Source organism: Paenibacillus sp. CFBP 13594, from assembly GCF_014842675.1.
GTDB lineage: Bacteria > Bacillota > Bacilli > Paenibacillales > Paenibacillaceae > Paenibacillus > Paenibacillus amylolyticus_B.
The window spans coordinates 71,684-97,674 of record NZ_JACYVQ010000008.1; the positions used below are offsets into that span (position 1 = coordinate 71,684).

Below are 25,991 nucleotides of genomic sequence, written 5' to 3' on the forward strand. Positions count from 1 at the left end.
TGTACCGATTATCAACCCGGCGGAGGTCCCAGGGTCGAAAACGGGGGTCTTTGAATATGCTGTATCATCATAAAGCCAAGCACGCTGGCACAGGATATCAGGTCAGAACCAGGATGGATGGTCAATACAAAAGGGGGTACAGTCATGCAGCTATGGCAGGAGATGGAGCGGGAAGGCATGGAGGAACTCATTTTTTGCCATGATGCACATAGTGGATTGAGGGCAGTCATTGCCATTCATAGCACGGCTCTTGGACCTGCGCTGGGTGGATGTCGCTACTGGACATATGCGTCCGAGGAAGAGGCTGTTCGGGATGCCATGAAGCTTGCCAAAGGCATGACGTACAAAAATGCAATCTCCGGACTGCCGTATGGTGGCGGGAAAGTGGTCATATGGAATGTGCCTTTTGTGAAGAATACAAAACCGGATGAGGATGGTTGCAGATCTCAAAGTGGTGAGCAGGTGGCTGGAGATTTAGGAGTAGAGCAGCAAAAGGGCGCTACCGCTGAACGGAAAGTCGCCGCTGATGAGATGATTTATCAACAAGATAAAAGCCTGGATACGGACGTATCCAGGCGGGCGCAGCGCTTTCGCGCACTGGGTCGTTGTCTGGAGCGGCTGAACGGACGGTACGTGACCGGTCTTGATCTGGGTACCACGGCGACAGACATGGACCAGATCCGACTGGAGACCGCACATGTGACGGACACCACGGGTTCGCTTGGGGCGCAGGATGACTTCACTGCCGAGATGACCGCCTACGGCGTACACATCGGCATTGTGACCTCGCTGCGCCAGCAAGGCATTGCATCTTTGCAGGGCATTCCCGTTGCCGTCCAGGGACTGGGCAAGGTCGGGTATGCCCTGTGCCGTTACCTGCATGCAGCCGGGGCACGGCTCATTGTGGCAGACGTTGTACCGGAGCGTGTACAACGTGCCCTTGTGCAGTTCAGCGGCGCCATCTCGGCCGATCCGGCCCATATCCACGCCGCTGACTGCAAGGTCTTCGCCCCCTGTGCCCTAGGGGGCGTACTGACCCCGGCAACGGTGGAGGAGCTACGCTGCTCCATCGTTGCCGGGGCGGCCAACAACCAGCTGAGTGAACGACAGCTGGCTGCAGGCCGCATGCAGGCGCGCGGGATTTTGTACGCGCCTGATTATGTACTCAACGCAGGCGGAATCATCTCCACCGCCTACGAGCTGGAAGGCGCCGGGCCTGACCTGATCCGCCAAAAGGTGGCGGGGATTGCAGGCACGTTGAGCAAGGTATACGCAGAAGCTGCGCAATCTGCAATCTCCACAGCGGATGCAGCCGATCGGCTGGCGGAATCCATCCTCCGATCAGGCCATAAGAAATAGGGCATCCAACCCTGCTACCTATGTATATTCACACCGCCCACACATTCTTCGTCACTCTAATGTTCAAAGCTATAGCATATCTGGAACTCATTATAGCTTCACTGGATTTCGACATTTCGACATACTGAAAGAGAGCCTCCACTGCTTCACTCCATTTTAACGAACCTGATTCACGCTATTTGCCCCTTTTAGCATGGATCTAATATCTAACGAATCTCAGACACGTTATTGTGCCTAGTTTGGTCCTTTTTCAAGCTAAACAACTACTTTTCCGAAGGATAGCGTTCCTGAGGTTCGTTAGAATTTATATTTCAGATTTTGACCCTGAATAGGTTGTCTCAGGTTCGTTAGCGCTGCGGATGAAGTTTCTTTGGGGGTAGCATCACCTAACAAAAAGAGCTAACCCCGACATCCATGTCCAGGTTAGCTCTTCTTAGTTCTTCTTAGCACTCTTAACTCTTCTAGGCTCTTATCACTTCGTCCTTCTACTTTCTAATCCCTTATCGCTTTTCTTTTATTCTTCTGTCCTGCTGTAACTTCTCAAACTGCAACTGACCTCTTCTCCGCTGTCTTCTTCTCTCGAAACAGCAGCGTCCACAGCATCACATTCGCTACGATTAGTAGCGCACCATAGATCCATACGCCCCCCGATATCGAACGGAAGAAGACATGGACTCCCCATAACATGGCAAGCACAGGGAGGGCGGCGAATACATACCAACCATCACTTTGCTGTGCCATACTGAAAGATTGGGAGAACGGCGGCTTACGCAGCAACAATTTGCCTGCCAGTGGCACAAGCGCCGTAGCTGTTAGCATAATTATCGCAATATCCGGCAGTATCCGTAATCCAAATGTCCATGTGAACAGAATAGCATTTGCCAGAAATATAGGCAGGAACATGTTACACAAGAATGCCTTCAGAGCACCTTTATACAACGCGCTATCATTCGCCATCGGTGCAGCGCGAAAGGTCCAGAACGCCTTGTATTGTCCCGAAAATTTCAGCATGACTACCACCGTTACAACCAGAATCAGCACGATGTAAAAGGTGTATACGAACGAACTTTGCCTAAACTCCGCCCAGGTGGAGGATTGCAATTGGGTATACCAAATTATATAAGGCAAAACAAAGGATAAACCAAGCGATGGATACACCTTCAGCTTGAATTCCCGTTCGTTACGCATCATGCTGGCGGACAGACGGAAGCAAGCCTGCTCCTCTCTCGAACGACTGACCACCTTGGAGATCAAACGATCCCATGTTCCGCGTCTGCGTCCAGATGACTGACCCGAGTGTGCCATTTTCTCCAGATACATTTCAAAGGAAGGCATCAGCTTCACATATACGATCAGACTCACCACAGGAACCAAGACTGCCAGTGCTGTGAACGTATAGAGCCACACATTCCCTCCCCCTGCAAATAACCATTCATAGGCAGCCGCATACCATAACGGGGGCAACAGCAACTGCCACCAAGCCGGTGTAAATACCATACCAAAGTCAAACATGCTGAACGAACGAATGACCAGCTGATAACCGATCGCAATCCCCACCGAGAGAAGAATCTGTACCATATTGATCATATCCTTCAGCTTCTCGCCATCCAGAAACTTCATCATGAGAAGATAAATCAGGGATGTGGTCACCAGAATCAGCATGTTGATCAAAATTAATTCCACAAGGAAGATCAGAAAGAATCCGATGCCATGCGTAATCAACGCGGCAATTAGCGGTACACCTGTTAACGAACCCGTCAGCAGGAACAGATAGACACCTGCATGAATGGCTCGGGCCATACCTACCGTTCGTCCATTAACAGGCTTCGTCATGATAATATTACGGTCCCGGATGTCCAGCAGTACGGAGGAAAAATCCGAGATCATGGACGTCATGATCATAAACATTAAGATGCCGAACACCAGACCCATTTGAAGCATGAAATGCCCTGTATCCCACACGATGAAGGGAACCATCATCAGTCCCATTAATCCATACAACCACAGGGATCGATGAAACTGATTACCTTCCTTGCGCTCCTTTTTCCCTGAATTGTTGGATAAAATAGTAGGTACTCTACGTTGATCCATCTGGAACTTCACTCGCAAAATCAGGCGCAGCACATCATAATCAGCCCCTGTTCTGGCGATGAGCGGACGAAAGCGATCCAGGATCTTCAGCGTGCGGAAGTCGGAGGTTTCCTCCATATCAGTACACCTCCTGCACAATCGATACGAATCGCTCAGCAATGGCTTTGTGCTCATTGAAACCCGTCAATTGATTGAATACTTCCTCCAACGTGCCTTCCATGGATTGCTGTTGGAGCTGCTTAAACGTACCGTCTGCCACGACGCGTCCTTCAGCGATCAGTACAATCCGACTGCTGATCTTCTCCACCACATCCATGATGTGGGACGAATAGAAGATGGTTGTACCTTTGGCTGACAACTGCGATAAAATTTCTTTCACCACCATCACACTATTGGCATCCAGTCCGCTGAGAGGTTCATCCAGGAACAACACATCCGGGTCATGCAGCAGCGCAGAGATTAACAGCACTTTCTGCCGCATGCCTTTGGAAAAGGATGCAATGCGGGAATGATATGATTTTTCCAGTCCAAAACAATCCATCAATAGCTTGGCTTTGTAATCCGCATCTTCATAGGACATGCCGTATAACTCTCCCGTAAAAGTCAGATACTCCGCAGGCGTTAATTGTTCGTACAATTCCGCCACCTCCGGAACATAGCCGATTCTGCGTTTATACTCCACATCGCCATCCGCAATATCTTTACCAAAGATTCGCACCGTGCCTACATACCCTTCAACCAGCCCGAGTAAAATCTTAACCGTCGTACTTTTGCCAGCCCCGTTGGGACCAATATATCCAATCATCTCACCGCGATTCACTTCCAGATCGATGCCGTTCAGCACATAACGTCCGTTGTATCTCATACGCAAGCTTTCAATTGATAGCACTTGTTGTTCACTCACTTCGTTATCCAGCTCCTGTCTCTATCTTTTTCTACAATTCTACTAGTTTACCACAGTTTGGTATGGTAATGATCGGATATAGGTCACGATATGAGCCATCAGCTGGATATCCCCATCGAGTAAGAGCATCACATAACATGCGTGAATACATCACAAAGCCCCTGTCCCACCTTATGGTAAGAGACAAGGGCTTCCACTTTATGTTGAACTTTATTTTATAATATCTAAAACGTCTTACTGCACTTTAACAATCTGAAAATGCTGATTCGTACCGCCATTATCCGTCCACTGGATGGCCGCAGCCCCATCTGCCAGGGATTGACTAGAGATATCCAAGACCTTGCCTGTACTACGATTCTTCAGTTTATAATAACCACCACCTACATGGACGAGCTGCCATTGCTGGCTGGCCCAGCCCCCGTCATTCCACTGTTCAATGACAGCCCCATCGGTCGTGGAACCATTCTCCACACCGATCAGTTTGCCGCTGGAACGGTTGATAATTTTGACATAGCCCCCACCCGCATCGGTAATCTGCCACTGTTGACTTGTTGTTCCCCCATCTGCTCGCTGCTCCACATCCGCACCGTTGGCGGAAGAACCCCCGATGACATTCAGTAATTTATTGCTTTTACGGCTAATCAGCTGATATGAAGCATTCGATTCCCAGACATCCGGTGTATTCACTCCGGTCACATTCCCTGTTGCTGTATCAATCGTAATACTGCTGGCCCAGTTCATCGCCAGACTAGTTGCGCTAGGGAACGATAGGGGTAGCCAAACATACTTGGAATCCTGCACAGGTCCGCTCCATGCACCAGCCCAGCGGTCACCCATGTAAAGATAGGATGTGGTCTGTGAACCTTCTACAGGAACGACATAGGTGGATTGGGAACCATACGTTGTGCTGTCTCCAAAATTGCTAAGGCCGCTCCATGTGTCTGTAATGCTGGAGGCTGTCGCATATTTGGCCTGATTTGGATTCCAGCCGGTCGCACCCGAGGTGATCAGGAAGTAAACGCCGTCTTTTTTGAATAAAGCAGGTGCTTCACGATATTGTCCGGGCCACAGCGTTGTGACAAGCGATTCCACACCCAGGAAATCCGGGGTCAGCTTATATATATTCAGATCGGCATTCACTCGGGTCGCGGAGATCAGATAAGCGGTTCCGTTATCGTTGTACACCGTCATATCTCTGGAATCATATCCAAGGGGACGATAGCTGCCCACATACGTGTAGTTGCCATCAACCGTATTCGAAGTAGCTACGGCCACTCTGGCCTCGCCATAATCCAGACCATTCTCCTTGTGCATCCAAAGTACATATTTTCCAGTCGAACTATTGTAGATAACTTTCGGGCGTTCAATGTTGGAGATATTTAATTCGGCTGCCGAGCTGCTGGTCAGCACATCATTGCGATATTCCCAGTTTTTCAGATCCGATGAACGATACACAGATACCGCCTTGAACGTTCCATTCGGGTTGCGATTCTCCCCAAACCAGTAATAATACCCATTTGCCTTGATCATCCCACCCCCATGGGCATGAACGACATTGCCAGTGGTATCCTTGAACTGTATCCCGTTCGTTACACTAAGCGGAGCAGCTGAAGCATCCGGTCCGGGTGCAAGCAGCATACCTATGGATTGCAGCGCCAAAACCAAAGCAAGCAGATAACTCAAGCGGCGGGTAAAGCGACGTGAATGTGTATTCTTTTTCAACCATCTATCGTTCATAGCCATATCGTAATGCACCTCCACGTTTTTTATGAAGCGCTTACATAAAATTAAAATCGATATGTCTTATCTGCCTCCGATCGATGATGCATTTCAGCATTAGAATTCCTGGCAATACTGGCTGGGCGTTCACCTCCTTGATTCCGATTGTATCCGCCACGTTCCTGCTCGAATAGTGAACAATCCGGCGGAAGATGTACAATTATACACTCCGCTCTCTCCATCAACAGCAAAAAGACGCTTCCCCCGAAGCGTCCTCTGCTATCCCTGCCCTGCCCCTCCATGATGTAACGATCTCTAGCTGTGTGCGGCTGTTCGTGGGCAGGTTCGTTAAATGATGTTTTATCGGCATTTTCTCGCCCTTATTGCTTAATCTTGGTCGTCAAAATCCTGGTCGAACGATAACACTTTACCTGTGTTGGCATCGATATCTACATCTGCTTCACCTTGAGCAGTTCTCAGTTCGATCTCATACACATAGCGACCATCATCATGATCAAGTTCGACTTTGGTTACTTTACCACCCGTAACTTGTTTCAAAGCAATGTTTGAAGCTTGCGATGCTGTCAATTTAACCTGCTTGGAAGCAGAGCTGTTAGATGCGTTACCTGTTACAGTACCTTTATAGTCATCATCATCATCGTAGTCTTCATCATCCACGACTGCCAAGATTTTGCCTGTGTACGCATCCAGACGAACGACAACATCATTTTTGCCTTTTCGATCAATCTCGATTTCATAGAACGTTTGGCCGTTTCTGCGCTCCAGATCCACGTCATCCACTTTACCATCGGCTGCTTTTAACGCCAACGCTTTCGCTTGTGATGCATTCAGCATTTTACCTGTGCTGTTCTGATTCTGTGTTACAGATTGTGTTGTTGACGTTGGTGTAGTTTGCACCGATTGTCCGTTCACATTCCCGCTAGCCGCTACGGCCGATCCACCAAGTAATACCGCTGCTGATAAGCTGCCAATCCAAAGTTTATGTTTGTTCATCATCATCATTCATCTCCTCGTTGTTGTTGTTTTCGTTCTCGTCTACATTTATAGAATAACCTGCAGGAATGAGAGATCAGCGAGAGTTAGATTAGAATTTGATGAGAAAATGAGGAGAGTGCTCATTTAACAGGTATCCATGTCCATCTAATTGAAAAAGATGACCCCTAAACTAGGAATCATCTCTTTGAAGCGATTTTACCCTGTATTCAAAGGGGTTTCTTCTGAACTTTAACTTTTAATCATCGTCCTCATCCCAAGTCACCGAACGAATCGCTCCCGAGATGGCATTCACCTGCACAATAGCCTCCCGGCCATCCGCCAGATCAATTTCAACCAGATAATACGGATTCCCGCTATTGGTTCCACGCAGTTCAATGTCGTCCACTTCCCCCGGGACCTCCGCAAGTGCCTTCTGCTTGGCTTGTTTCTCGCTCAGAAACTGAGGTTTGGGATCATCCTTGGTTGGTTCAGTTGTCGGGGCTGTTATTGTTTTGGAAGATATCGTCTCTCCCGTATATGGATCAATCGTGAGTTCTTCACGGCTGTTATCCTTCGCCTTCACTACCGCAGTGTATACCGGACTGCCTTGCTGCTCTACAAGTTCAAGCGAGACCAATTGGTTATCTGTTTGTTGTTTTAACAATGCCGTCTTGATCTGCTCGCGGCTCCATAACGTCTTCTCTTCCGCTTGCGGGTTCGACTCCAGCCGTTTAATGGAATTCACAGCAGCTGTAACAGCATCCACTTGCACATCATATAGGCCGGTCTCCGAACGGAGCTGCATGATATACGTCCCGTCCTTCAACGTAGAATTCACAATCTCCCCTGGATATTGATCCAGTACGGATTGAGCTGCCGCATCTGCCGTAAGTACCGCACCCGTCGATTGCCAAGGCTTCCACCAAGCAACTACTGCTACAATCAGCACAATGAGAAGCCCTGAACCCCACCAGAGTGATCTTCGCGATTTCGCCCATCCACTGTTCCCCTGTTCATGCCGCTTCATTTCCGGTGGTCGCTGCTCATGCTCTGTCATCACGTTTCCCCCTTATAGCTCTCCCCATAGCCCAAGTTCAAATGCTATATATTCGGTCTGAGTTTAGTTTCCAATGGCTACTACATAAAATGAACTAATCTTTTACACAGTACGGAGAGGACAGAAAAAACCTGAAAAAGCGAAGCGTTCGCCTTTATCCCCGGATTTTCTCCTTTGAGAAAAGAGAATCCAAAAAATCTGGGGATAACAGCGATTGGAAGGTTGTTCTGTCATCGTAGTGTCAGTGTGAACAATCTTTAGTTCAGTTTATATAGTATATAAGAGAAGAATGAGAATTTCATGAGAGCGGCCCGTTCTGAACGGATATTGGCAAAATAATTGAAGCCTCGGTGCCTTCACCCTCGGTGCTGGTCAGTTCGATTCGTGCTCCAACTGCTCCTGCAAGCTCTTTGGCAAGTGACAACCCCAGACCCGAACCGCTTGCGCCCAAGCTGCGTGTTCTGGCCGGATCAACCCGGTAGAATCGGTCAAACACCTTCTTCAGCTCGTCCTCCCGTATACCAATCCCGGTATCCACAATCCGAATTCGGCACTCTTGTCCCTCGGCTTCCAGCCTGACTTCAATTGCATCTTCACTATACTTCCGGGCATTATCCAGCAAAATAAACAACAGTTGCTTCAGCTTGCTCTCATCGCTGATCGCCCAGATTGGACCTCGATCTTCACACCGGACTTCGCGGTGATAGGCTTCGCGAAACGAACGTGTGGAGTCTGTTGCAATTCTCGTGATATCCACACGCTCCAACTGTACATTCCATTGCTCTGGCTGCTTCGCGAGCAGTAAAAGTTGCTCGGTCATCTCCCGCATACGAACCGATTCGGACAGAATCGCTTCTACCGCTTCATCAAATACCTCGGGTCGCTCTTTTCCTCGCCGCTGTAGCAGACTAGCGTAGCTCTCAATAATGGTCAGCGGCGTTTTGAGTTCATGAGATGCATCCGATACGAAACGCTCCTGCCGCTCAAAGTTGGATTCGAGCAGGTCCATCATCCGGTTGAACGTCTGCCCCATCGTTTTCAATTCATCCTTCGATCCTTCCTCCAGTGGAAGACGCTTGAATTGGCCGCTGGACTGTATATCAGTCATCGTACGTGTCATCTGCTGAATCGGTCTGGTCATCCGGTTCGCGAGAATTCGGCTGGAGATAATGGCTGGAATGAGGGCAATAATCGTGACCGCCACAAGCACAGTTCGCAGTACAGACAGACGATTCTCCGTCTCTGCTATGCTCTCGGTGACCTGTACATTCACCACCTCACCATCAGGCCAGATGACCGGGACTGATACCCACACATACCCAATCTGTTCAACTTGGGTATACTCCGATTTCTTCTCACTTTCGTACTTATAGGGCAGCTTGCTCAGCTGCTCGGAGGCTGATGTTGTCGTCACCGGGGAACTGGTGCCGTCTTCATTAACGATCCGAAGCATGCCGTTCACAGGGGCGTAGGCCCGCAGCAAGTCATCCGGCGGAATGGAGCCGGCAGACTGACGTACTCCTTTGACAATAGACTCCGCTTCCGCTTCCACCCGATTAACCTCGTTATCAATCGACATTCGTTCAAACACGATATAGACGGACAGGTTCACCGCGATTAACAGCACAGCAAATAATACAGACGAATATCCGTAGATTTTACTGCGCAGACTCATGACTGTTCCTTCAGGACATAACCTACGCCCCGTACGGTATGTATTAAGGGCGGTGTGAATCCGTTATCCACCTTTTTGCGCACATAACGGATGTACACATCCACCACATTGGTATCTCCATAATAATCGTATCCCCACACGGCCTGCACAATCTGGTCACGACTGAGCACCTGACGTTGATTCTGCAGCAGATACACGAGCAAGTCGAACTCACGTGGAGTAAGCTCAATGGCTACACCATCTCGAGATACCTCTCGCGTTCCTTCATTTAGTTTCAACCCGGCTGCCGTCAACCAGCCCGCCTCAGCTTCATCCTGATGCCCAGAAGAGTCATTCCCCGTATCAGCAGTTGTAGACGAAGAAGCAGAAGAAACAACAGACGCCACTGCACTAAGCCGTAAAGCCGCCCGAACTCGGGCAAGCAGCTCTTCAATCTGGAACGGCTTGGTGATGTAGTCATTGGCTCCGAGATCCAGACCGGATACTTTGTCTTCCACGGAATCTTTGGCGGTGAGCATGATGATCGGAACCGTAGCATCTTTGGCCCGAATTCGCCGCAACACTTCAATTCCACTCAGACCAGGCAACATCACATCAAGCAGAATCAGATCCCACTGTCCTTCTGCATACTTCTCCAGTCCTTCTGTTCCACTACCCGCCTTGCCTACCTGATATCCCTCATACTGTAATTCCAGTTCCAGCAGACGTGCTATTTTGGGCTCATCCTCTATGACCAGCACGGCTTCGTTCATGCAGCGCTCCCCCTCATCCCCATCATTTCATTCTCCCGTTATCTTACAATAACATCTACAATTTGCCCAAGGCATCTTCAACCGGATGCTCCCCAGCAATCAGATCAAAGGCCATTCGGTACGTCTTCTCTTCCTGCAAAGAAGCCACAATTACACGGGCCACATCTTCACGCGGGATACTTCCCGACTCCAGATCGGTTCCTACTGCAATCTTGCCCGTACCCGGTTCATTCTTCAGACCACCTGGGCGAATAATCGTGTAATTGAGATCACTTGCAAACAATGCACGATCCGCGTAATGCTTAGCCACGTAATATGGCTTGATGGACTCTGACCATTTCTCCCGTTGATCTGCGCCATACGCACTGACCAGAATATATCTGGAGATTCCTTGCTGCTCTGCGGCTTCCATCGTTTTCACCGCACCGTCGAGATCAATCAGCAGTGTTTTGTCCTGACCGGTAGATCCGCCAGAACCTGCAGTAAACACAATGGCATTATGATCCTTCATGGCTTCAGCCAAGTCCTCCACACTACCCTCCAGGTCACCGATTATCACATCTGCACCGAGTTCCTTCAGTGCATCCGCCTGCTCCGGTTTACGGATCATGGCCGTTACTTTATGTTTGCCTTCCTGTGCCAGCTGCTCCACCACCAACTTGCCGATTTGTCCATTTGCTCCTATAACTAAAACGTTCATACGTCATTTCTCCTCTCGGTTGAACGGACCACTTGTTGCAGCTATCCGTTCGTTATATATATAGATACTCATCTATAATTTAAACGAAAGCCGGCGCTTCTAAGCGCCGGCTTCATGTTCATGCCCGTTCAGTTCATCTATGAAATGTGTGTCATCCGTTGTCCCCATTAATATGCCATATCCCCTAGGTGGTTTATACGCGACCTCACATTGACCGCTTCTGCCATACCTTTTTCACATCTGAATATCTGTGATTCCTTGCCATCGGGACAACTAAAAAAGACGCCCAAAAGGGCGCCCTTGAATAGCATTTAAGATTAGTAAGCCAGTGCGAACAAACCGTGAATATGAGCCAGGTAACGGATGTTACTTGCTTCTTTCATCATGGTTGCAGGCAGACCTTTCAGACGAGTCTGGTTGCCACCGATCATGCCGACAGCATCTTTACGACCCAGACTTCCCAGCGTACCGGAGAATACTGGTGTGAAGGATTCCATTGCGCCACCTTTGAACATAACACCCAAGTTGTGACCAATAGTCTCACCCATTTGCCAAGCCAATTGTGCTGTTGGAGGGTATGGGCGAGCGCCTTCGCTAGGGAAGACCACTGCGCTGTCACCAGCAACAAACACGTCTTTGTGAGAAGTAGATTGCAGAACTTCCGTAACTTTCGCACGGCCACGATCCACTTCAATTCCGCTGTTAGCAACAACAGCGTTGCCTTGTACGCCACCTGTCCATACGAGTGTGTTCGTAGGGATGGAGCTGCCGTCTTTCAGCAGAACTTCGTTTTCTTTCATCTCGGTAATCGCTACGCCAACGATGAAGTTAACGCCACGTTTCTCAAGACTTGCTTTCGCACGGTCAACCAGCTCTGGCGGGAATCCTGCCAGGATGGAAGGACCTGCTTCAACGGTGTACAGGGATACTTCTTTGAAGTCGATGCCTTTTTCTTGACATACTGCAGGAAGCAGGTCAGCGAATTCGCCAACAAGCTCAATACCTGTCAAGCCGCCGCCACCAATAACAAACGTAGCGTCTGCTTTGTTGCCGGACTGTTTGTAAGCATCAAGACGTGCTTCAACGTGTGCACGAATACGGTTTGCATCGCTAACCGATTTGAGCGTGAAGCTGTACTCTTGCAATCCCGGAATTCCGAAGAATGCCGTTTCGCTGCCCAAGGCAACAACAAGTGCATCGTAAGAGTATGTGGAGCCGCTGGTCATCAGAACTTTCTTCTCGTCCGGCTTGATTGTATCCACCGTATCGATTTTCAAGTTCACGTTTTTGCCACGCAGCAATTTTTCAAGTGGAAGAGCAACAGCTTGTTCAGCAATGCTTCCCGCTGCAAGACGGTGCAGTTCCGTGATAATTTGGTGTGTAGGGTAACGGTTAACGACAGTAATTGTCGCTTCTTCCGGAGACAAGTATTGACGTGCAGTCAATGCAGTCAACAGACCGCCGTATCCTCCACCCAAGATCAAAATTTGCTTCGACATATCCATCCTCCGTTCTTCTAAGTCTTAACGTTTCGGTTGTTGACGCTCGTTCAGGATGCTCAGGAAAGATTGAGCAAAACGAAGCGATTGTTGTACGTTTGGATCTTTAAGCATTTTCAGCATAGCGAACAAGCCAACTGAAGTTTGCTCTGTTTGCGCACGGTCATTGGCTTCGATGGCAGCAGAAGCTACCCCTTTAGCTTTGTCTACAACAGGCTTAGCGAACTCGCCCATCGCGCTCATTGTGTCGCTGATCAGAACTTTGTCTGTTGCTACACTTTGTGCAAAGTCATAAGCTTTCGTCATAGCAGTAACCATTTCAGCCAATTTAGGCAGGTTCTCCACCAGAACGGTTAAAGACTCCTGTACCTCAGGCTTCATCAGTTGATCCAGAACGTCCAAGGACTGGCGCTCGGAAACGTTGGCACCTTCTGTAACTGGCACCTCTTGTTGAGTAGGCGATTGTGACATAAGAGAAAGTCCTCCTTTACTTTGGGATAGAAGTCCGCGACTTTCATGATGCCTGTCAAGCAGAGCCGAACCACAAAATACATCGAATACATCTAAATGTACCAAATTTCACACAATAGGATGAGCGTAGCTCAGGGCCACTCCCATATCATGCATTGTATCTTGGATCTATTGCGGACAACATGTGTTGACGCACAAAACGACAAGCAGGCCGAAACCGAACTCTATACCCCTATATTACACCTCTTACACATGAACATGAAAAAGAAATTTTTTACACTTGTGAAGATATTGTGAACATTGTAACAAAATCGATCTTTTTGTCAACCCATGAAGACAGACTAAATCCGCCGATCCTCCTGTCCAAGATCCGTATTCCTACCACATGTGGTATTAAGACAAGATCACATATGACCAGATGTGCGATATGTACACAAGGAAGGATTCGTTTATCCAAAATTTCAGGAATTGTTTTCCAATATCTCGATAATCATGCAACGAAATTGGTCACTGTCGTTATTATGCAGCGTTGGGCTCGGCCTTATTCCATCATTGAGACACTTTTCTATTTCAAGTATGAACCTCTTGCGTCACGAATGCAAAAAAGTCAGAAAGAAGGCCTGACGGATCGCCCTGCCTCCTGATATTTGTTTTCGCTGTTTGCCCAATCTGATCGTTATAATTAGGTCACATCATAACTTTTTCTGGAGAATGCTGATCCATTCCTTCAAGCAACGCTTTTATTACAACGACGGCGGCTCGCTCCAATTCCTCCACTTCCAGAAGTATCGAGATAGCCTGATCAGCATGAAGCTTCTCATTGGGCAGTCCTCCATCTGGAAAAGGAAATAATGCCGCGAGTGTATTTAACTTTTGGGACATGTTTCGATATAATTCTTCTGCCTGAAGACAGAATGGAATCAAGCTGGAATAGCAGGCAGTCGAAGCCCACTTTAGAGAAAGTTCTTTGAAAAACTCACTAGCATAACGTCTTGCATCCCACAAAACCGCAATGTTATAGGCGTGACCGTTTGGTTCTACCCGTCTGTGTTCTAAGGCTTCTCTCCAGACTGCATAGGCAGCCACACCACTGACTGTGTTAGGCAAGGTATACGGGTCCTCTCCACGATAATGAGCCAACACAGCTGTCATTGCCGCGTGCAAGTTCATTTCTCGTATCATGCCATCCGATTCCGCTGCCAGTACAAATACTTCCTGATTCACCCCCCGGCCTACATGATCATAGGGAATTGTTCCTGATTTAATGAAATCGGTACCGTATAGGGTCCGGGCTGCATCATCATAGCCATAGATCAACCCGAATTCGGGAATATTCAGGTCCCACACAACGGCCGGAATTCCCCGATGAATGGCGTAACGTATCAGGGAGAGGGCCTGGACAAGTCTTGGATTAAGCAACCTTTTCCCTTTCGCTTTCTCCTCTAGCATTAAAGGATCGACCAGATTGGCATTGAGACCCGCTTCGCTCGCCAAAGCCTCAACTGCATGGGAACGATAACCCATATGTTGCAATCCTCTTGTAAGCACCTCTTTGAAGTTATAGGCGGTAGGTCCAGCGATATGTATGTCCTGAGGCAGGATGGTCAGACGAAAAGAAAGTCCACTCATCCCCATAACCATGGGGAGGGACGGAGATGGACCGATATAACCTAACATCTCGTGAATGGACGCTGCTGCCGAGTTCCAGGTTTGGGGAGCACGAAACGAAAGGGGTTCCTCCAGAGTCACTCGATTTTGCCCGAGTGAATTCCACTCTGCCAGCATTTCTTCTACAGATAAATGAATATGAAGCTGAGACACTTTTTTACGTGAACGGGACAGAATTTGATACACATTGGCAATTGTCAGATTGAATTTGCAGGCCATTTCTTGCGGTGACAGCTGCTCCATCCAATATGATGTGAAGACCTGTTGTTCTCTTTCATTCAGACAAGCCAACAGCCTGTGGAGATTGTTCCTCATTTCCTGCTGAGCAACAGCTTGATACGGATCATAGCCTGTCTCCTGCGAACTCCGATTTGAGTCATTCAAAAGATGATTCAGCATGATGTCGAGCGAGTCTTGATCGCTCCATGAGGCATCATCGGCTCCAAATCCAAATGCAAAGAACGAAGAAAAATGTTCTTCCCGCTGCTGCTTTTGGCGCTGCATATGTGTGTATGCCTGATTACGCACAATGCGCTGCATCCATGCCATAAAACGCTCAGCATTCTGAAGCTGTCCCATATGAATGAACGCACGAATAAGCCCATCTTGTAAAATGTCTTCTGCGAGATAAGAATCATACGTAAGTGCTCGCACATAACGAAACAATTGCCCACGGTAACGGTAAATCAACTCTCCAAAGGCCTCTGTATCCCCAGTTTGGGCTCGTTGGATAAGCGCGATATCCGGCTCCTTTTGACGATCCTCTAATATCTCATCTTCCCCTGGCCTGATATGGCGATTGTTAGTTAATCCATCCATGTATATCTCCCTTTCTTATAGCGCCGCTTCACTTTCATTACTCCATCTTCAAAATAGAAGCTTCGATCATGGCTTCCGTCTCCGCGAGTGCCACCATGATTGTCGCAGCAGCCTCCCAGTTCCGAGAGACAAGACGGGATTGGCATTCCCCGAATTGGCGGGATTGTGCGTATTTCAAAGCAGAAAGGTCAGGATGGATTGTTTTAAAAAACAAACCATAATCATGGGCACGACGCGCGCCTACTGGCAGAGCAAAATACACATAATGAGCCCACTCATTACCATCGATTGCTCCAGCACGAACTTGTGCAGCCTTATGCAGAATGGCTGAAGCTCCGGCTCGTCCTTCCTGTGCAGCGATATCATGGGTCTGTTCTGTAAGGGTTGATTTGAACCAAGTAAAAGCCTGGCGGTTAATCTCCTCCAGATCAGGATGTTCAATGCGTTCAGGACTCCACCATCGTCGATACACACCACTACTCCATGGGAATTCAGACTTCCATGCTTCCTCAAGTTTATCCAGTGTCAGGAAGACATTCGGAAATCCAGCCGGGTCATGCAGGCATATTTCATCGCCCCTCATATTGAGCGCAACTACATAATGATCGCTACCACCCAGGTTGGGAGAGTTGGGATTGTAAACGAGTTTGCCCATATCCAGCGGACCCATCATTACAGGGCCCTGCTTCAAAGCCTCTCTTAGCTCGTCTACAGGCATCTCTGTACCCCGTGCTTGCACACTTTCGCACACCCTAAATCCCAGAATGCTCATCGCCTTGCTGATGGCCAGATCAGGACTGGATGTACAGTTATCAAAAAAAAGCATATCTTCCTGCGTTCGAAAGGCCCCTAGTGAAAAGCCACCGATGGTTTCGAGCAGACCGGGATCTATCTTTTCTCCAACGGACGACAGCAGCATTGAAGCTGAATTGGCGTAGCAATACGCACCATTTCCAATATAATTGCTCATATCATAACATCCTCTCATTCCTTTAATGAAGCACGCGATTAAGCAATGCCTATACTTATACTGACTCTTCGTACAGATCATTTCTGACAGAATATCCAGAACAAATTTCTGACAGCCCTGAAATAATGAACGTTTAGAATCCGGACATCCCGGTTAATAAGGACTACACCAGAAACGAAGGAGATGTTCGATATGAGTAATTCAACTGGCGATAAAATCAAAGCAGGCGTAAACAAGGCCAAAGGCGAAGTGAAGGATCAGATCGGTAATGCAACCAATAACAGATCCCTTCAGGCTGAGGGTAAAAAAGACAAAGCCAAAGGTGCTGTACAGGATAAAATTGCTGACATTAAAAAAGATCACTAGATCCTTTTGATGTAAAACTCAGAAAGCACGAAGATTTCGTGCAATAGATCGTTTTAAAATAGCCTGACCGTCCGTGTTCGGAAGCTATCCGAAAATGAGACGGAGGCGCAAAAAAGCCAAGGAAGGTGTTACTCAATACACCCTTCCCTGGCTTTTTTTGTGCATTTTATACTGCTGGAACTGCGTATCTTGCCATATCGATAATGAAACTGCGCGTTTCCCTTGTTGTATGGTATTCACGGCTGAACTGTCTGACCCATTCGGGATGTTCCCGATACCAACGGAAAGTTTTTTCCAATCCCTTTTCCAACGTGGTTTGCGGTAACCATCCCAATTCCGCTCGCAATCTGCCTGAGTGCACGACCAGACTCGACCCTCTGGACTGGGTTGGTTCTTGCTCCCGGATCTCTACAGCAGCTACGGATCGATCCATTGGTTTCAATATCTCCCCGATCTCCTGCATGGTTGTTCCAAGCCCTGTCGATATGTTGTAGACCTGTCCGTCTTTGCCTTTCAGCATAATCTGTTCAATGGCCCGGAGGGCATCATCCACATACAAGAAATCACGCACTGCCGATCCCTGAATATCCAGAGGCAGTCCGTCCAACATCCGACCAAAATTTCGGGGAATAATACGGTCTGGTAATTGCCAGGGTCCATAGAGGTTGGTCAAACGAAAGAGTTTGACTGGAAGCTGGTAACATTGAGCGTAGGAGTGAGCCAGCATTTCACAGGCAACTTTGGATGCGGAATAAGGAGAGACGGGTGCATACGGATCTGATTCGTGATAGACTCTGCCCCAATCACCGCCATACACTTCAACGGATGAAGCCAGCAAGACTGGAATGTGATGTTCCGTAGCATATTGCAGGATGGCCTGTGTGCTGAGTGTATTATTGCGGAAAACTTCCCCTGGCTGATGATACGAATAATCCACGTGTGGCATGGCCGCCAGATGAATGATGTAATCTGTTCCTGGAGGTAGATGAATCCGGTCCGATGCAAGATTACAACAGATGAACGGCATCTCATGCAGAGGAGAGATATGAACCAGCCTCTGACAATAATCATCCCGATCCAGAAGGGTAATTCGATGCCCCTTTTGCGCCAAATACTGTGAAAGATTAAATCCCACAAATCCAGAAGCCCCTGTAATCACAATGTTCACACACGATTCCCCCTTGCGATTTATACAACGAGTGCATTGAAGAGAGTTTATGTACTGAGTATAACCTTAAAATGATACATTTTGTATCATTTTACAATTGTTTTTTGTTCGTCCTTGAGGTTATCGGGTAATTTATAGTGAGGTGATGTGAGATGAATGAACGAAAAAAGGACATAGAGACGTTATTCCTTCAGGATGACGGTGTAATTCCCAATCATCCGACCCTGCCTGTGCTTTTGTATAAAAACGTATGGGCTGAAGAGGCTTTTCATGCAGAATCGTTGCTGAACCGTCATGGATGGGGAAATAGCTGGTTGAATGGTGTGTTCAATTATCATCATTATCATAGTAATGCTCATGAAGCTCTTGCTGTGGTGAGTGGATTCGTGAAACTGATTCTGGGCGGAGAACATGGGCAGAAAGTTTATCTTCAAACAGGCGACGTTGTCGTGCTTCCTGCCGGGACAGGGCATAAACGTCTGGAGGCCAGTACTGATTTTCGTATTGCCGGTGCTTACCCGGGCGGCATGAGTTACAACACACGCACAGGTGAGGAAAACGATCGTGCCAAGGCTCTTCAGGAAATCCGAGAGGTTCCGATCCCGGATACCGATCCTGTCTATGGTCAGGATGGGCCACTAATCGAAATTTGGAGTGGGAAGAATTCATAACCGATATGAAGAAAATGAAGAAAAGAATACTATTGGACCATGCACAGTTGAAGTTGGTTCAGTTTTTAACGAGAAACAAATAGACTGTTCTCCGGACATGTAGGAGTTATCCACCGGTGGAACAGTCTATATGTTTTTCTTTAATCTCTAATCTATCGCACGCCAGCAACTTTTAGTTCCGCTCCGTACTCGCAAGCCGGATACTGTAGTACCTCATCGCATGTGGCCTACCTTCCATCTCCAGTCGTCCCTGCAGTACAAGTTGACGTATTCGATATTCAATAAATGCATCTCCCACAGTTTGTTCTAAATATCCAAGTACTTCACCTACAACACGGGCACATATTATAAATTCATCAGATTGTCTGGTTATCGTAAGATCTCTCACCTTTTGCATAATGAAATCATCAATTCCGTCCTCGGACACGCTAAGAATCTTACTATCCTTCATTATTCGCAGATGGCCTGGTTGTTTAGAGAGATGATCCCACTCTTGCTCCATCTGCTTGCGTTCTTTTGAAGACACCGGCTCTGCATTTGCACAGTGGTTCCACATGGCTAACAACTTCTCAGATACGATCTCTCCTGTTCTCCAAACATCATACTCGATGTCAGGGTTATGGAATAACTCCTGATACAGTTCACTTGTCTCGATCAGATAAACAGGACTCTTCCTGTTACGCAGCAAATGCATAGCATGCAGAAGACCTGTTTTCTCATGAGCGTTATTAGCATACCAGATGGTTATTCTGGTCTCTTCATCGATGGAACTCATCACGGTATTTAATTGAATCAGTTCATCTACGCCTTTGATAGCGTAACTTCCGTGTTCACTCAAATAAAGTCGCTCCAGCAACCAGAGGTGTCTACGTTGTAGAACTATCTTATCAGTAAGATCTCCCAATGGGCCAATCGCATAGTAGTCATTCATAGAATAAAAACGCCGCTCCAAGCGTCCAGGAACGCTACCCATGGCAACCTTAATGCTACCCAACGGCGATTCGCCAATCGCTATATGAATTTCACGCGGCTTCTGTGTATCAATCAATTGCTGCTCAGCTTGCTTCCTATTCCTTTCCTCGTCTAACCCCTCAAAAATCCGCTGTACACTCACTGCAAAATGAACTGAATGTTCTTCTGTCTGATGACTGACTGCCATGTCCGCCCTAAGATAGAGCATACGCAATAATGAACGAAGCTCTTCTTCATTCATGCGATATAATTCTTTATCAAAGTCAAAGACATTTTCAATCATACTGATCCCCCTTAAAAGGTTCATCTCGAGTTAATTCATAAATACCACACAAATATACCACTGTACCCCGAAACTAGGAGGAAATCGATTTTCCCGCTGGTTGATTCAGATCATGTAGATCTTCACTATCTGACGATGACCGGGTAAAATGTCGCTCCAGTTTGCGGCTTGCCCACAGTGATACCGCAATGAACAGTAATACACCTACCCAGCGTACAGGGTGCTCCAGAAATTGTTCCACATTGGAACCGATATACGTCACAGAGAAAATCATGATCGCTTTACCACAGCCCACTGCCAGCAGGAAGGATAACAATCGCATTCGCGCGATACCTGCCGCCACATTAATAATGACAAATGGACCTACCGGGAAGATACTCAGCAGAAAAACATAACTGAATGCATTCCTTCGAATCCACACCATGCTGCGTTGCACACGAGGTTTGCGTGCCCATCGTTCCACAAAAGCGGATTTCCCAATCTCCCGTACGATCAGGAATGTAACAGTGCAACCGAGGACCATGCCGATCCATGAATATAAAAACCCTGCCCACAGACCGTATACCGCGCCGTTTACGCCCACAATCAACAGCGTTGGAAGTGGCGGTACAAATGATTTCATAAACGTAAGCAAAATTCCCGGTAACGGGCCAAGGGAGCGAAACTTCTCCAGCCAGAAACGAATATTTTCTTCCGTAATATATGACATAATATCCAATGCTGCTGGGGTCATCTGCATCCATCCAATCTATACAGTCTAAGTTCTTAGGCTTGATGCTCACTATACATTTCATCATTCAACTGAATGATGAAGCTTCTTACGCAACTCTCTCCCAGTATAACGTACATCTTCGATGAACACCGTTGTCAATTTGAAGAAATTATTGCACAGTGAACAAACTTTCCACCGAAATCTAAATGAAATCCAAAAAGCACACCCCGACCCTCTTGTGGTCTTGGTGTGCTCTTCATATTAAAAACCGATTTTATCTTCGGGAGTATATCATCCTTATTCCAGCTGCGCTTCCTGCATTGCGAGTTCAATTAATTCTGCCTGATGGGCAGCATTCCATTCGGGAATCCCGGAACGCATGAACTCTTCAGCATCCATTGCCGCTTTGGACTGGTTACAGAGATTGCAGGCGCAGACACAGTTAAGCGGGGTGGTATGTCCACCTTTGGCACGCGGCAGCAGATGGTCGATTGTATCCCCATACGATCCACAGAAGTAACAAGTGTAGTGATCCCGCGTCAGAATATACCGCTTGAAATCCTTGTTGCTGAACAATCGGCGAATCGTGTACCGATTGACCACCACAGCAGCTTTTTCCTTCACCAGTGTGACCGCGAGTTCCATGTCCACTTCCTGATGCCAGCGACGTCCCTTGTCCGTTTTGCCACGCATCCGTACCATGCCTTGTCGGTTGGTCCGGAGCGAAGCCGGATCTTCCGGATCGATGGCTACCGGAGCCACCGGCGTCTGGCGGCGGGGACGGCCATCCGTGCCAGCCCCGTGGCTGCGGCTGGCATGCGCGGGTCGCTGCCCGGATGCACCGCGGGCAGCGTCTTCGCCGTTCGCCTTGGGCGCACGCTCCTTGCGCGCCTGGCGCGGCTTGGACCCTGGCGAGCCAGGCTGGCGCACAGGCGCTGGAGGCCCTGCCTCCGCAGCAGCCCCCGGCGCTTGCCCAGGCTCGCGCCTGGTGGCGGCAGGCTGTGCCTCCGCCGCCGTTGGTGCAACGACCGTGGTGGCATCGCCACGGTCGCTCAGTGCCGGCGCATGGGCCTCAGCAGCTACGCTGCGGGCCTGCCCTGCGCCGGGCGCGAGCGCGGCAGCACGCTTGCGGCGCCGCTTGCGCTTGCGTTTGGCTGCGGTCGGTTGATCCGCAGCCATGGGCTCTGCTGCCGGGCCTTCCGGCTCAGCAGGCAGCAGAGCCTGGTGGGCCGCCGCAGTCTGTTCGGCGGCCTGCACTGCAGCGGCTGCGCGCGCGCCAGCCCGCTGTGCAGTGCCTTTTTCATTCGCAGCAGCATGCCCCTGCGAATGCCCTTCTTCCCCACGCCAGTGCTCACCTGGCTGTGGCTCATCTCCTACCTCACCCGCCGAGCCATCCTGCTCCAGACTCGTCTCTCTCAGTTCATTTCCCGTTATGCTCTCCGATCGGTTGCTCTTCCTCCGTCTTCTCCTCTTCTTCCGTATACCCGAAGAAGAGGGGGGCGAAGTCACCAATTCAGCGCGTTCATCGTCATTCGAAGAACTTGAGTCTACTGACGATTGAGACACCAGACTTCTGTCAGACTGAGACACCGTAGCAGCTCCATGCTCCATACCGTGGGAGGTATGACCTGCCTCATTTCTCGCAGATGCAGAGGGTCTGGCAGTAACAGCACGTGTCTCCAAGCCATCCCGTTGACGCTCCATCCGTTCATTCGTTCGTCCGACGCTTGAACCTGACTCGTGATCAGCAGCCTGTCCACCAAGCTGGCGACAGCTGCGGCAGGCTCCCCGCCTGGCTCCGGGACCTGCCCGCTTTCCGGTTCTGCGCCGGAATTCGGACATCGGCCGCTGTTGTCCGCAATACATACACGTTTTGCTCAGTCGCGCTTCTTGTTCCGTCTTTCCTTGCCGGAAAGGGGCTGGACCCGTCTCCATGTTGTCACCTCGGTTCCGTATGAATCCGGTTTCTTTCTATTGTATCACATCTGCTCGCGAACACCCTCATGGCCAAAGGCCTGATAATCTTTCGAGTTGTACTCCTGTATCTGTTCACTGCATTCGTGAAGAATGTGTTCCACATATTCCAATATATCCTGCATCGGTCTCCCGCATTTTTCGCATGTTGTCATGTTATTCACCTTAATCCTGTTATCCATAATGTATTATCGTTCCGCCTTATGATTACCCATCAACCATGAAAAAGAAACACTCGTTCCCCACATTACACATATCTGCATACATCAAAAAAACCGCTTCCTGCTCTCCCCTAAGGTCGACCAAGAAACGGTTTATTATTCCTGTGTTGGAAAAGATCTTATCGAACGTCCAGTTGTCCCGAGTTCTGCTGAGGTACCAGTCGCGGTTTCGGTTTCGGCAGATTGCCAAAGATGACCCATGCATAAGGAACGAACCTTGCCGTCAATCCAACGACAATCCACGAAGCGATCAGAGCTACACCAAACCCTCCGGCATACCACAGATGCACTAACCAGGAGACTCCTGTTTGCGGTGGAAATTCACGATACACCAGCAGGAAGAAGGGATGGATTAGATAGATCCCGAATGACAGAGCCCCAAGCCGGTTTAAGGGCTTCACGATCAGTGATGGCCCTTTGCGGTAGAGCAGATAAGCAATCTGGATCAGTACAAGCGCACAGGCGAAAGTATGAACATTCCAGAAGAATTCATACCATAGTGTGTTATACGTTGCGATCTTCATACGCAGCAGATAATAGATATACACATGGCCAAGTCCGGCAATGATCCACACCGCCCAGAGCAGAATCCATGAAGCTACGCGCCCTTTGGTTGCATTGGCCCGACTGATGACGAACCATTGCTTGATTTTAGGGAAATACACCCCGATAAAAGCACCCAGCATGAAATAGGAAAAATACGAGAACGCCCAGCTTCCCTTGTTGGGTACCTGGAATCCATATTTATTACTTACGATGAATGCCCATTGAATCAATAATCCAATCGGTACAGACCATTTCACCACAGAAGGATACTTCTTAAGCAGCCATAACACCAGTGGGAATAACAGATAGAATTGCATGTTAATGAATACAAAGTACAGATGCGTATATGCTTTCCCCGTAAACAGCTTCGTTATGAAGCTTACAGTCGATTCGCCGAACGGTCGACCCTGATAGTGCGTGAAGTGCAGGATAACAAAATACATCAATGAGAACAGGAAATACGGAAGCAAAATATACACGAATCTTTTCTTGTAGAAGTTACTCACGAGTTTCTTGTCCAGTGGACGGGAATAATAGTTATAAAACAGCACGAAACTACTCATAAAAATAAAGGTTGGCGTACCATATTTCATAAATATATTGATAAAGTTGTACAGCCAGTAGTAGCCTGAGCCCGTCATGTCCACCGTCGCATAAGACGTGGAATGCACGCACAGTACGCCGATAATTGCCATGGCACGTACCAGATTCAGCTCTGGAATTCGCTCTCTTTTCAGTGTTTCACTCATGTTCAGGTTTCTCCTTCATGTGTTCGTCAATATGTCAGATATGACTTAATACATTAAAGCTCTCTATCTATTAAAAGCCATATTGCTTAAGAAGGGTAGTCCAATTTCTTAATAATTCCTAAATTTTCAACACATTTCACACTATTTTCATGTCTATATATGTAAAAAAGACCGCGAGTACGCGGTCTTTCGAACATCCTGCTTTCAACCAAATTATTGTTGGTTCGTCCGGATGAGAATGGTAAATCTGGGTTAGACACTTACTCGCCCTGCCCGAGTCTACTTCCCACGACTCGCCAGAATCTGTTTGTACACCTCAATTGCTGCCTGTCTCGATGCCTTCAGATCCACAATTGCATCTTTGCGCGGCTGATGGATGTCTTTGCTGTGCAAATCTTTCAATTCGGGCAACCACTTGCGAATATAATCGCCTTGCGGATCATATTTCTCGGACTGCGTTACCGGGTTGTTCACCCGAAAATACGGAGCCGCATTCTCCCCAAGCGAGGCACACCATAGCCAATTACCACGGTTCTGAATGTTATCATAGTCACTCAGCTTGCGCCTGAAATAGGCTTCACCCAAGGTAAACGGACATTTCAGGTTTTTGGTGAGAAACATCGCCGTGAGAATCCGCAACCGGTTCGGCATATGACCGGTTTCATTCAGTTCCGTCATCGCTGCATCAATAATCGGAATGCCTGTCTCCGCCTTGCACCACCGTTCAAAATGATCGTCATGGAGGGACGAGAGATCGTACACCTTTTCATATGTAAAATAGTGACTCTCATAGACCGCCCGATACAGATAGAAGTCGCGGAAACACAGCTGCCTGATCCACTCTCCAGCTTCCGCCGTGCGATTCGCGGCATCGTACATTTTGCGGATAGACACGGCTCCAACCGCTACATACGAACTGAGATGGCTCGGCTCGTAAGCCTCATATTCATCTCGATGATCCCCATATTCAGCAATTCGATCCGATAAGAATTCATCCAACAGCAGATGCGGGTCCTCGTCATTCGAACCACTGCCCTCCAGCAACTCCGGAGGTACCTGCATTGCATCAGGCCATTCAATCTGACGATCATTCACCTTCAACTCTGCAACGGTTGTTGCCGAAGGAGGATTGGGATGTTCATTCATGAATTCCACCCACCGCCGATGGAAAGCCGCAAATACTTTATAAGGCTCCGACTTGCCCGTGAAATTCGCGAATCCATTCAGATCCATCAGCAGATGATCCGTCAGTTGTGTGAACGAAACCTCGTGCACCTCACTAACTTTGCGTATGGCCCTATCCCGCTCGATTGCATATGGCGTCATGTCCCGATGGACCACAATCTCGTCAATCTCACCTTTGAATTCGTTCAGGATGAATTCAACCACTTCAGCCGGTTTGCCGTAAGCAACATGCAGTTTTCGTTTGGCTTCAAGATACTGCCTGCCTAATTCCGCTGCGTGCTGCCTGAAATTCACACCGCTGTGTTCCTTCTCTCGGCCTTGCCGCAGGAGGAATGAATCATAGATGAGAATATGCACACTCTCTTCTTGGTGTTCCCGCAAATAGTCGAATGCGGCCAGATCATCCGTACGCAAGTCTTTGCGGTGTATGAATAGCTTCATGCCCCACCCTCCTGTCTGATCTT

At 48.4% G+C, this 25,991-nt stretch carries 22 protein-coding genes; 3 read left to right on the plus strand and 19 right to left on the minus strand.

What is annotated here, in order from left to right; translation table 11 throughout:
* Positions 1-144 precede the first annotated feature (144 nt).
* Positions 145-1,359, plus strand: coding sequence for a Leu/Phe/Val dehydrogenase (locus tag IFU39_RS23665; RefSeq protein ID WP_192135209.1), 1,215 nt, complete (start codon positions 145-147; stop codon positions 1,357-1,359).
* 540 nt (positions 1,360-1,899) lie between these two features.
* On the opposite strand, the gene IFU39_RS23670 is transcribed toward IFU39_RS23665, so the two are convergent.
* From IFU39_RS23670 to IFU39_RS23725, 12 genes are all read right to left on the minus strand, one after another.
* Entirely contained in the window at positions 1,900-3,567 is a 1,668-nt protein-coding gene (locus IFU39_RS23670; protein WP_192135211.1) for a hypothetical protein, read from the minus strand.
* A 1-nt stretch (position 3,568) separates the two neighbouring features.
* Complete coding sequence (locus IFU39_RS23675; protein WP_192135213.1) at positions 3,569-4,354, minus strand: ATP-binding cassette domain-containing protein; 786 nt, start codon at positions 4,352-4,354, stop codon at positions 3,569-3,571.
* Between the two features lie 234 nt (positions 4,355-4,588).
* Positions 4,589-6,097, minus strand: a complete 1,509-nt coding sequence (locus tag IFU39_RS23680; RefSeq protein WP_244661091.1) for an RICIN domain-containing protein — start codon at positions 6,095-6,097, stop codon at positions 4,589-4,591.
* A 363-nt stretch (positions 6,098-6,460) separates the two neighbouring features.
* Positions 6,461-7,090 carry a PepSY domain-containing protein gene (locus tag IFU39_RS23685; protein WP_181155511.1) on the minus strand — a complete coding sequence of 210 codons (630 nt, stop codon included), beginning with the start codon at positions 7,088-7,090 and terminating at the stop codon, positions 6,461-6,463.
* A gap of 235 nt (positions 7,091-7,325) precedes the next feature.
* A complete protein-coding gene (locus tag IFU39_RS23690) occupies positions 7,326-8,126 on the minus strand; it encodes a PepSY domain-containing protein (RefSeq protein WP_105600392.1) in 801 nt (266 codons plus the stop codon).
* Between the two features lie 298 nt (positions 8,127-8,424).
* Positions 8,425-9,801 carry a sensor histidine kinase gene (locus IFU39_RS23695; protein WP_192135215.1) on the minus strand — a complete coding sequence of 459 codons (1,377 nt, stop codon included), beginning with the start codon at positions 9,799-9,801 and terminating at the stop codon, positions 8,425-8,427.
* Positions 9,798-10,553, minus strand: coding sequence for a response regulator transcription factor (locus IFU39_RS23700; protein ID WP_091012530.1), 756 nt, complete (start codon positions 10,551-10,553; stop codon positions 9,798-9,800). Before IFU39_RS23700 ends, IFU39_RS23695 begins: the two co-directional genes overlap by 4 nt.
* Positions 10,554-10,608: 55 nt before the next feature.
* Positions 10,609-11,253: an SDR family oxidoreductase gene (locus tag IFU39_RS23705; RefSeq protein WP_192135217.1), complete on the minus strand. Its 645-nt coding sequence runs from the start codon at positions 11,251-11,253 to the stop codon at positions 10,609-10,611.
* A 317-nt stretch (positions 11,254-11,570) separates the two neighbouring features.
* Complete coding sequence (locus tag IFU39_RS23710; protein WP_091012527.1) at positions 11,571-12,752, minus strand: NAD(P)/FAD-dependent oxidoreductase; 1,182 nt, start codon at positions 12,750-12,752, stop codon at positions 11,571-11,573.
* Between the two features lie 24 nt (positions 12,753-12,776).
* A complete protein-coding gene (locus IFU39_RS23715; protein WP_017691658.1) occupies positions 12,777-13,223 on the minus strand; it encodes a DUF1641 domain-containing protein in 447 nt (148 codons plus the stop codon).
* Positions 13,224-13,910: 687 nt separating this feature from the next.
* Complete coding sequence (locus IFU39_RS23720) at positions 13,911-15,710, minus strand: RNA polymerase sigma factor (protein WP_192135219.1); 1,800 nt, start codon at positions 15,708-15,710, stop codon at positions 13,911-13,913.
* Between the two features lie 37 nt (positions 15,711-15,747).
* Positions 15,748-16,680 (minus strand): hypothetical protein, encoded by a 933-nt coding sequence (locus IFU39_RS23725; RefSeq protein WP_192135221.1) that lies wholly within the window; start codon positions 16,678-16,680, stop codon positions 15,748-15,750.
* A gap of 192 nt (positions 16,681-16,872) precedes the next feature.
* On the opposite strand from IFU39_RS23725, the gene IFU39_RS23730 reads away from it, so the two are divergent.
* Positions 16,873-17,046 (plus strand): CsbD family protein, encoded by a 174-nt coding sequence (locus IFU39_RS23730; RefSeq protein ID WP_091012520.1) that lies wholly within the window; start codon positions 16,873-16,875, stop codon positions 17,044-17,046.
* Positions 17,047-17,212: 166 nt separating this feature from the next.
* On the opposite strand, the gene IFU39_RS23735 is transcribed toward IFU39_RS23730, so the two are convergent.
* Positions 17,213-18,214, minus strand: coding sequence for an NAD-dependent epimerase/dehydratase family protein (locus tag IFU39_RS23735; protein WP_192135223.1), 1,002 nt, complete (start codon positions 18,212-18,214; stop codon positions 17,213-17,215).
* Positions 18,215-18,366: 152 nt separating this feature from the next.
* Between IFU39_RS23735 and IFU39_RS23740 the strand changes: the two genes are divergently transcribed.
* Positions 18,367-18,885, plus strand: a complete 519-nt coding sequence (locus IFU39_RS23740; RefSeq protein ID WP_192135225.1) for a cupin domain-containing protein — start codon at positions 18,367-18,369, stop codon at positions 18,883-18,885.
* A 172-nt stretch (positions 18,886-19,057) separates the two neighbouring features.
* Here IFU39_RS23740 and IFU39_RS23745 read toward each other — a convergent pair whose 3' ends face one another.
* The 6 genes from IFU39_RS23745 to IFU39_RS23770 form a co-directional block, all read right to left on the minus strand.
* Positions 19,058-20,140 carry a DUF1835 domain-containing protein gene (locus IFU39_RS23745; RefSeq protein WP_192135227.1) on the minus strand — a complete coding sequence of 361 codons (1,083 nt, stop codon included), beginning with the start codon at positions 20,138-20,140 and terminating at the stop codon, positions 19,058-19,060.
* 73 nt (positions 20,141-20,213) lie between these two features.
* Positions 20,214-20,849 carry a TVP38/TMEM64 family protein gene (locus IFU39_RS23750; RefSeq protein ID WP_244661092.1) on the minus strand — a complete coding sequence of 212 codons (636 nt, stop codon included), beginning with the start codon at positions 20,847-20,849 and terminating at the stop codon, positions 20,214-20,216.
* A 300-nt stretch (positions 20,850-21,149) separates the two neighbouring features.
* Complete coding sequence (locus IFU39_RS33610; protein ID WP_446740352.1) at positions 21,150-22,787, minus strand: HNH endonuclease; 1,638 nt, start codon at positions 22,785-22,787, stop codon at positions 21,150-21,152.
* 44 nt (positions 22,788-22,831) lie between these two features.
* Positions 22,832-23,008, minus strand: a complete 177-nt coding sequence (locus IFU39_RS23760) for a hypothetical protein (protein ID WP_206759586.1) — start codon at positions 23,006-23,008, stop codon at positions 22,832-22,834.
* Positions 23,009-23,166: 158 nt separating this feature from the next.
* Positions 23,167-24,342, minus strand: a complete 1,176-nt coding sequence (locus IFU39_RS23765) for an acyltransferase (RefSeq protein WP_192135231.1) — start codon at positions 24,340-24,342, stop codon at positions 23,167-23,169.
* Positions 24,343-24,621: 279 nt separating this feature from the next.
* Positions 24,622-25,968, minus strand: a complete 1,347-nt coding sequence (locus IFU39_RS23770) for a cryptochrome/photolyase family protein (RefSeq protein WP_192135233.1) — start codon at positions 25,966-25,968, stop codon at positions 24,622-24,624.
* Between the last annotated feature and the right edge of the window lie 23 nt (positions 25,969-25,991).

What these genes read in the sequence shown, in the direction of transcription:
- IFU39_RS23710 (WP_091012527.1), bottom strand. Translation starts at nt 12,752, where the DNA reads ATGTCGAAGCAAATTTTGATCTTGGGTGGAGGATACGGCGGTCTGTTG.
- IFU39_RS23700 (WP_091012530.1), bottom strand. Translation starts at nt 10,553, where the DNA reads ATGAACGAAGCCGTGCTGGTCATAGAGGATGAGCCCAAAATAGCACGT.
- IFU39_RS23745 (WP_192135227.1), bottom strand. Translation starts at nt 20,140, where the DNA reads ATGATTGAAAATGTCTTTGACTTTGATAAAGAATTATATCGCATGAAT.
- IFU39_RS23665 (WP_192135209.1), top strand. Translation starts at nt 145, where the DNA reads ATGCAGCTATGGCAGGAGATGGAGCGGGAAGGCATGGAGGAACTCATT.
- IFU39_RS23715 (WP_017691658.1), bottom strand. Translation starts at nt 13,223, where the DNA reads ATGTCACAATCGCCTACTCAACAAGAGGTGCCAGTTACAGAAGGTGCC.
- IFU39_RS33610 (WP_446740352.1), bottom strand. Translation starts at nt 22,787, where the DNA reads ATGGAGACGGGTCCAGCCCCTTTCCGGCAAGGAAAGACGGAACAAGAA.
- IFU39_RS23685 (WP_181155511.1), bottom strand. Translation starts at nt 7,090, where the DNA reads ATGATGAACAAACATAAACTTTGGATTGGCAGCTTATCAGCAGCGGTA.
- IFU39_RS23670 (WP_192135211.1), bottom strand. Translation starts at nt 3,567, where the DNA reads ATGGAGGAAACCTCCGACTTCCGCACGCTGAAGATCCTGGATCGCTTT.
- IFU39_RS23760 (WP_206759586.1), bottom strand. Translation starts at nt 23,008, where the DNA reads ATGGATAACAGGATTAAGGTGAATAACATGACAACATGCGAAAAATGC.
- IFU39_RS23770 (WP_192135233.1), bottom strand. Translation starts at nt 25,968, where the DNA reads ATGAAGCTATTCATACACCGCAAAGACTTGCGTACGGATGATCTGGCC.
- IFU39_RS23730 (WP_091012520.1), top strand. Translation starts at nt 16,873, where the DNA reads ATGAGTAATTCAACTGGCGATAAAATCAAAGCAGGCGTAAACAAGGCC.
- IFU39_RS23695 (WP_192135215.1), bottom strand. Translation starts at nt 9,801, where the DNA reads ATGAGTCTGCGCAGTAAAATCTACGGATATTCGTCTGTATTATTTGCT.
- IFU39_RS23740 (WP_192135225.1), top strand. Translation starts at nt 18,367, where the DNA reads ATGAATGAACGAAAAAAGGACATAGAGACGTTATTCCTTCAGGATGAC.
- IFU39_RS23750 (WP_244661092.1), bottom strand. Translation starts at nt 20,849, where the DNA reads ATGTCATATATTACGGAAGAAAATATTCGTTTCTGGCTGGAGAAGTTT.
- IFU39_RS23725 (WP_192135221.1), bottom strand. Translation starts at nt 16,680, where the DNA reads ATGAGCAATTATATTGGAAATGGTGCGTATTGCTACGCCAATTCAGCT.
- IFU39_RS23765 (WP_192135231.1), bottom strand. Translation starts at nt 24,342, where the DNA reads ATGAGTGAAACACTGAAAAGAGAGCGAATTCCAGAGCTGAATCTGGTA.
- IFU39_RS23705 (WP_192135217.1), bottom strand. Translation starts at nt 11,253, where the DNA reads ATGAACGTTTTAGTTATAGGAGCAAATGGACAAATCGGCAAGTTGGTG.
- IFU39_RS23690 (WP_105600392.1), bottom strand. Translation starts at nt 8,126, where the DNA reads ATGACAGAGCATGAGCAGCGACCACCGGAAATGAAGCGGCATGAACAG.
- IFU39_RS23680 (WP_244661091.1), bottom strand. Translation starts at nt 6,097, where the DNA reads ATGGCTATGAACGATAGATGGTTGAAAAAGAATACACATTCACGTCGC.
- IFU39_RS23720 (WP_192135219.1), bottom strand. Translation starts at nt 15,710, where the DNA reads ATGGATGGATTAACTAACAATCGCCATATCAGGCCAGGGGAAGATGAG.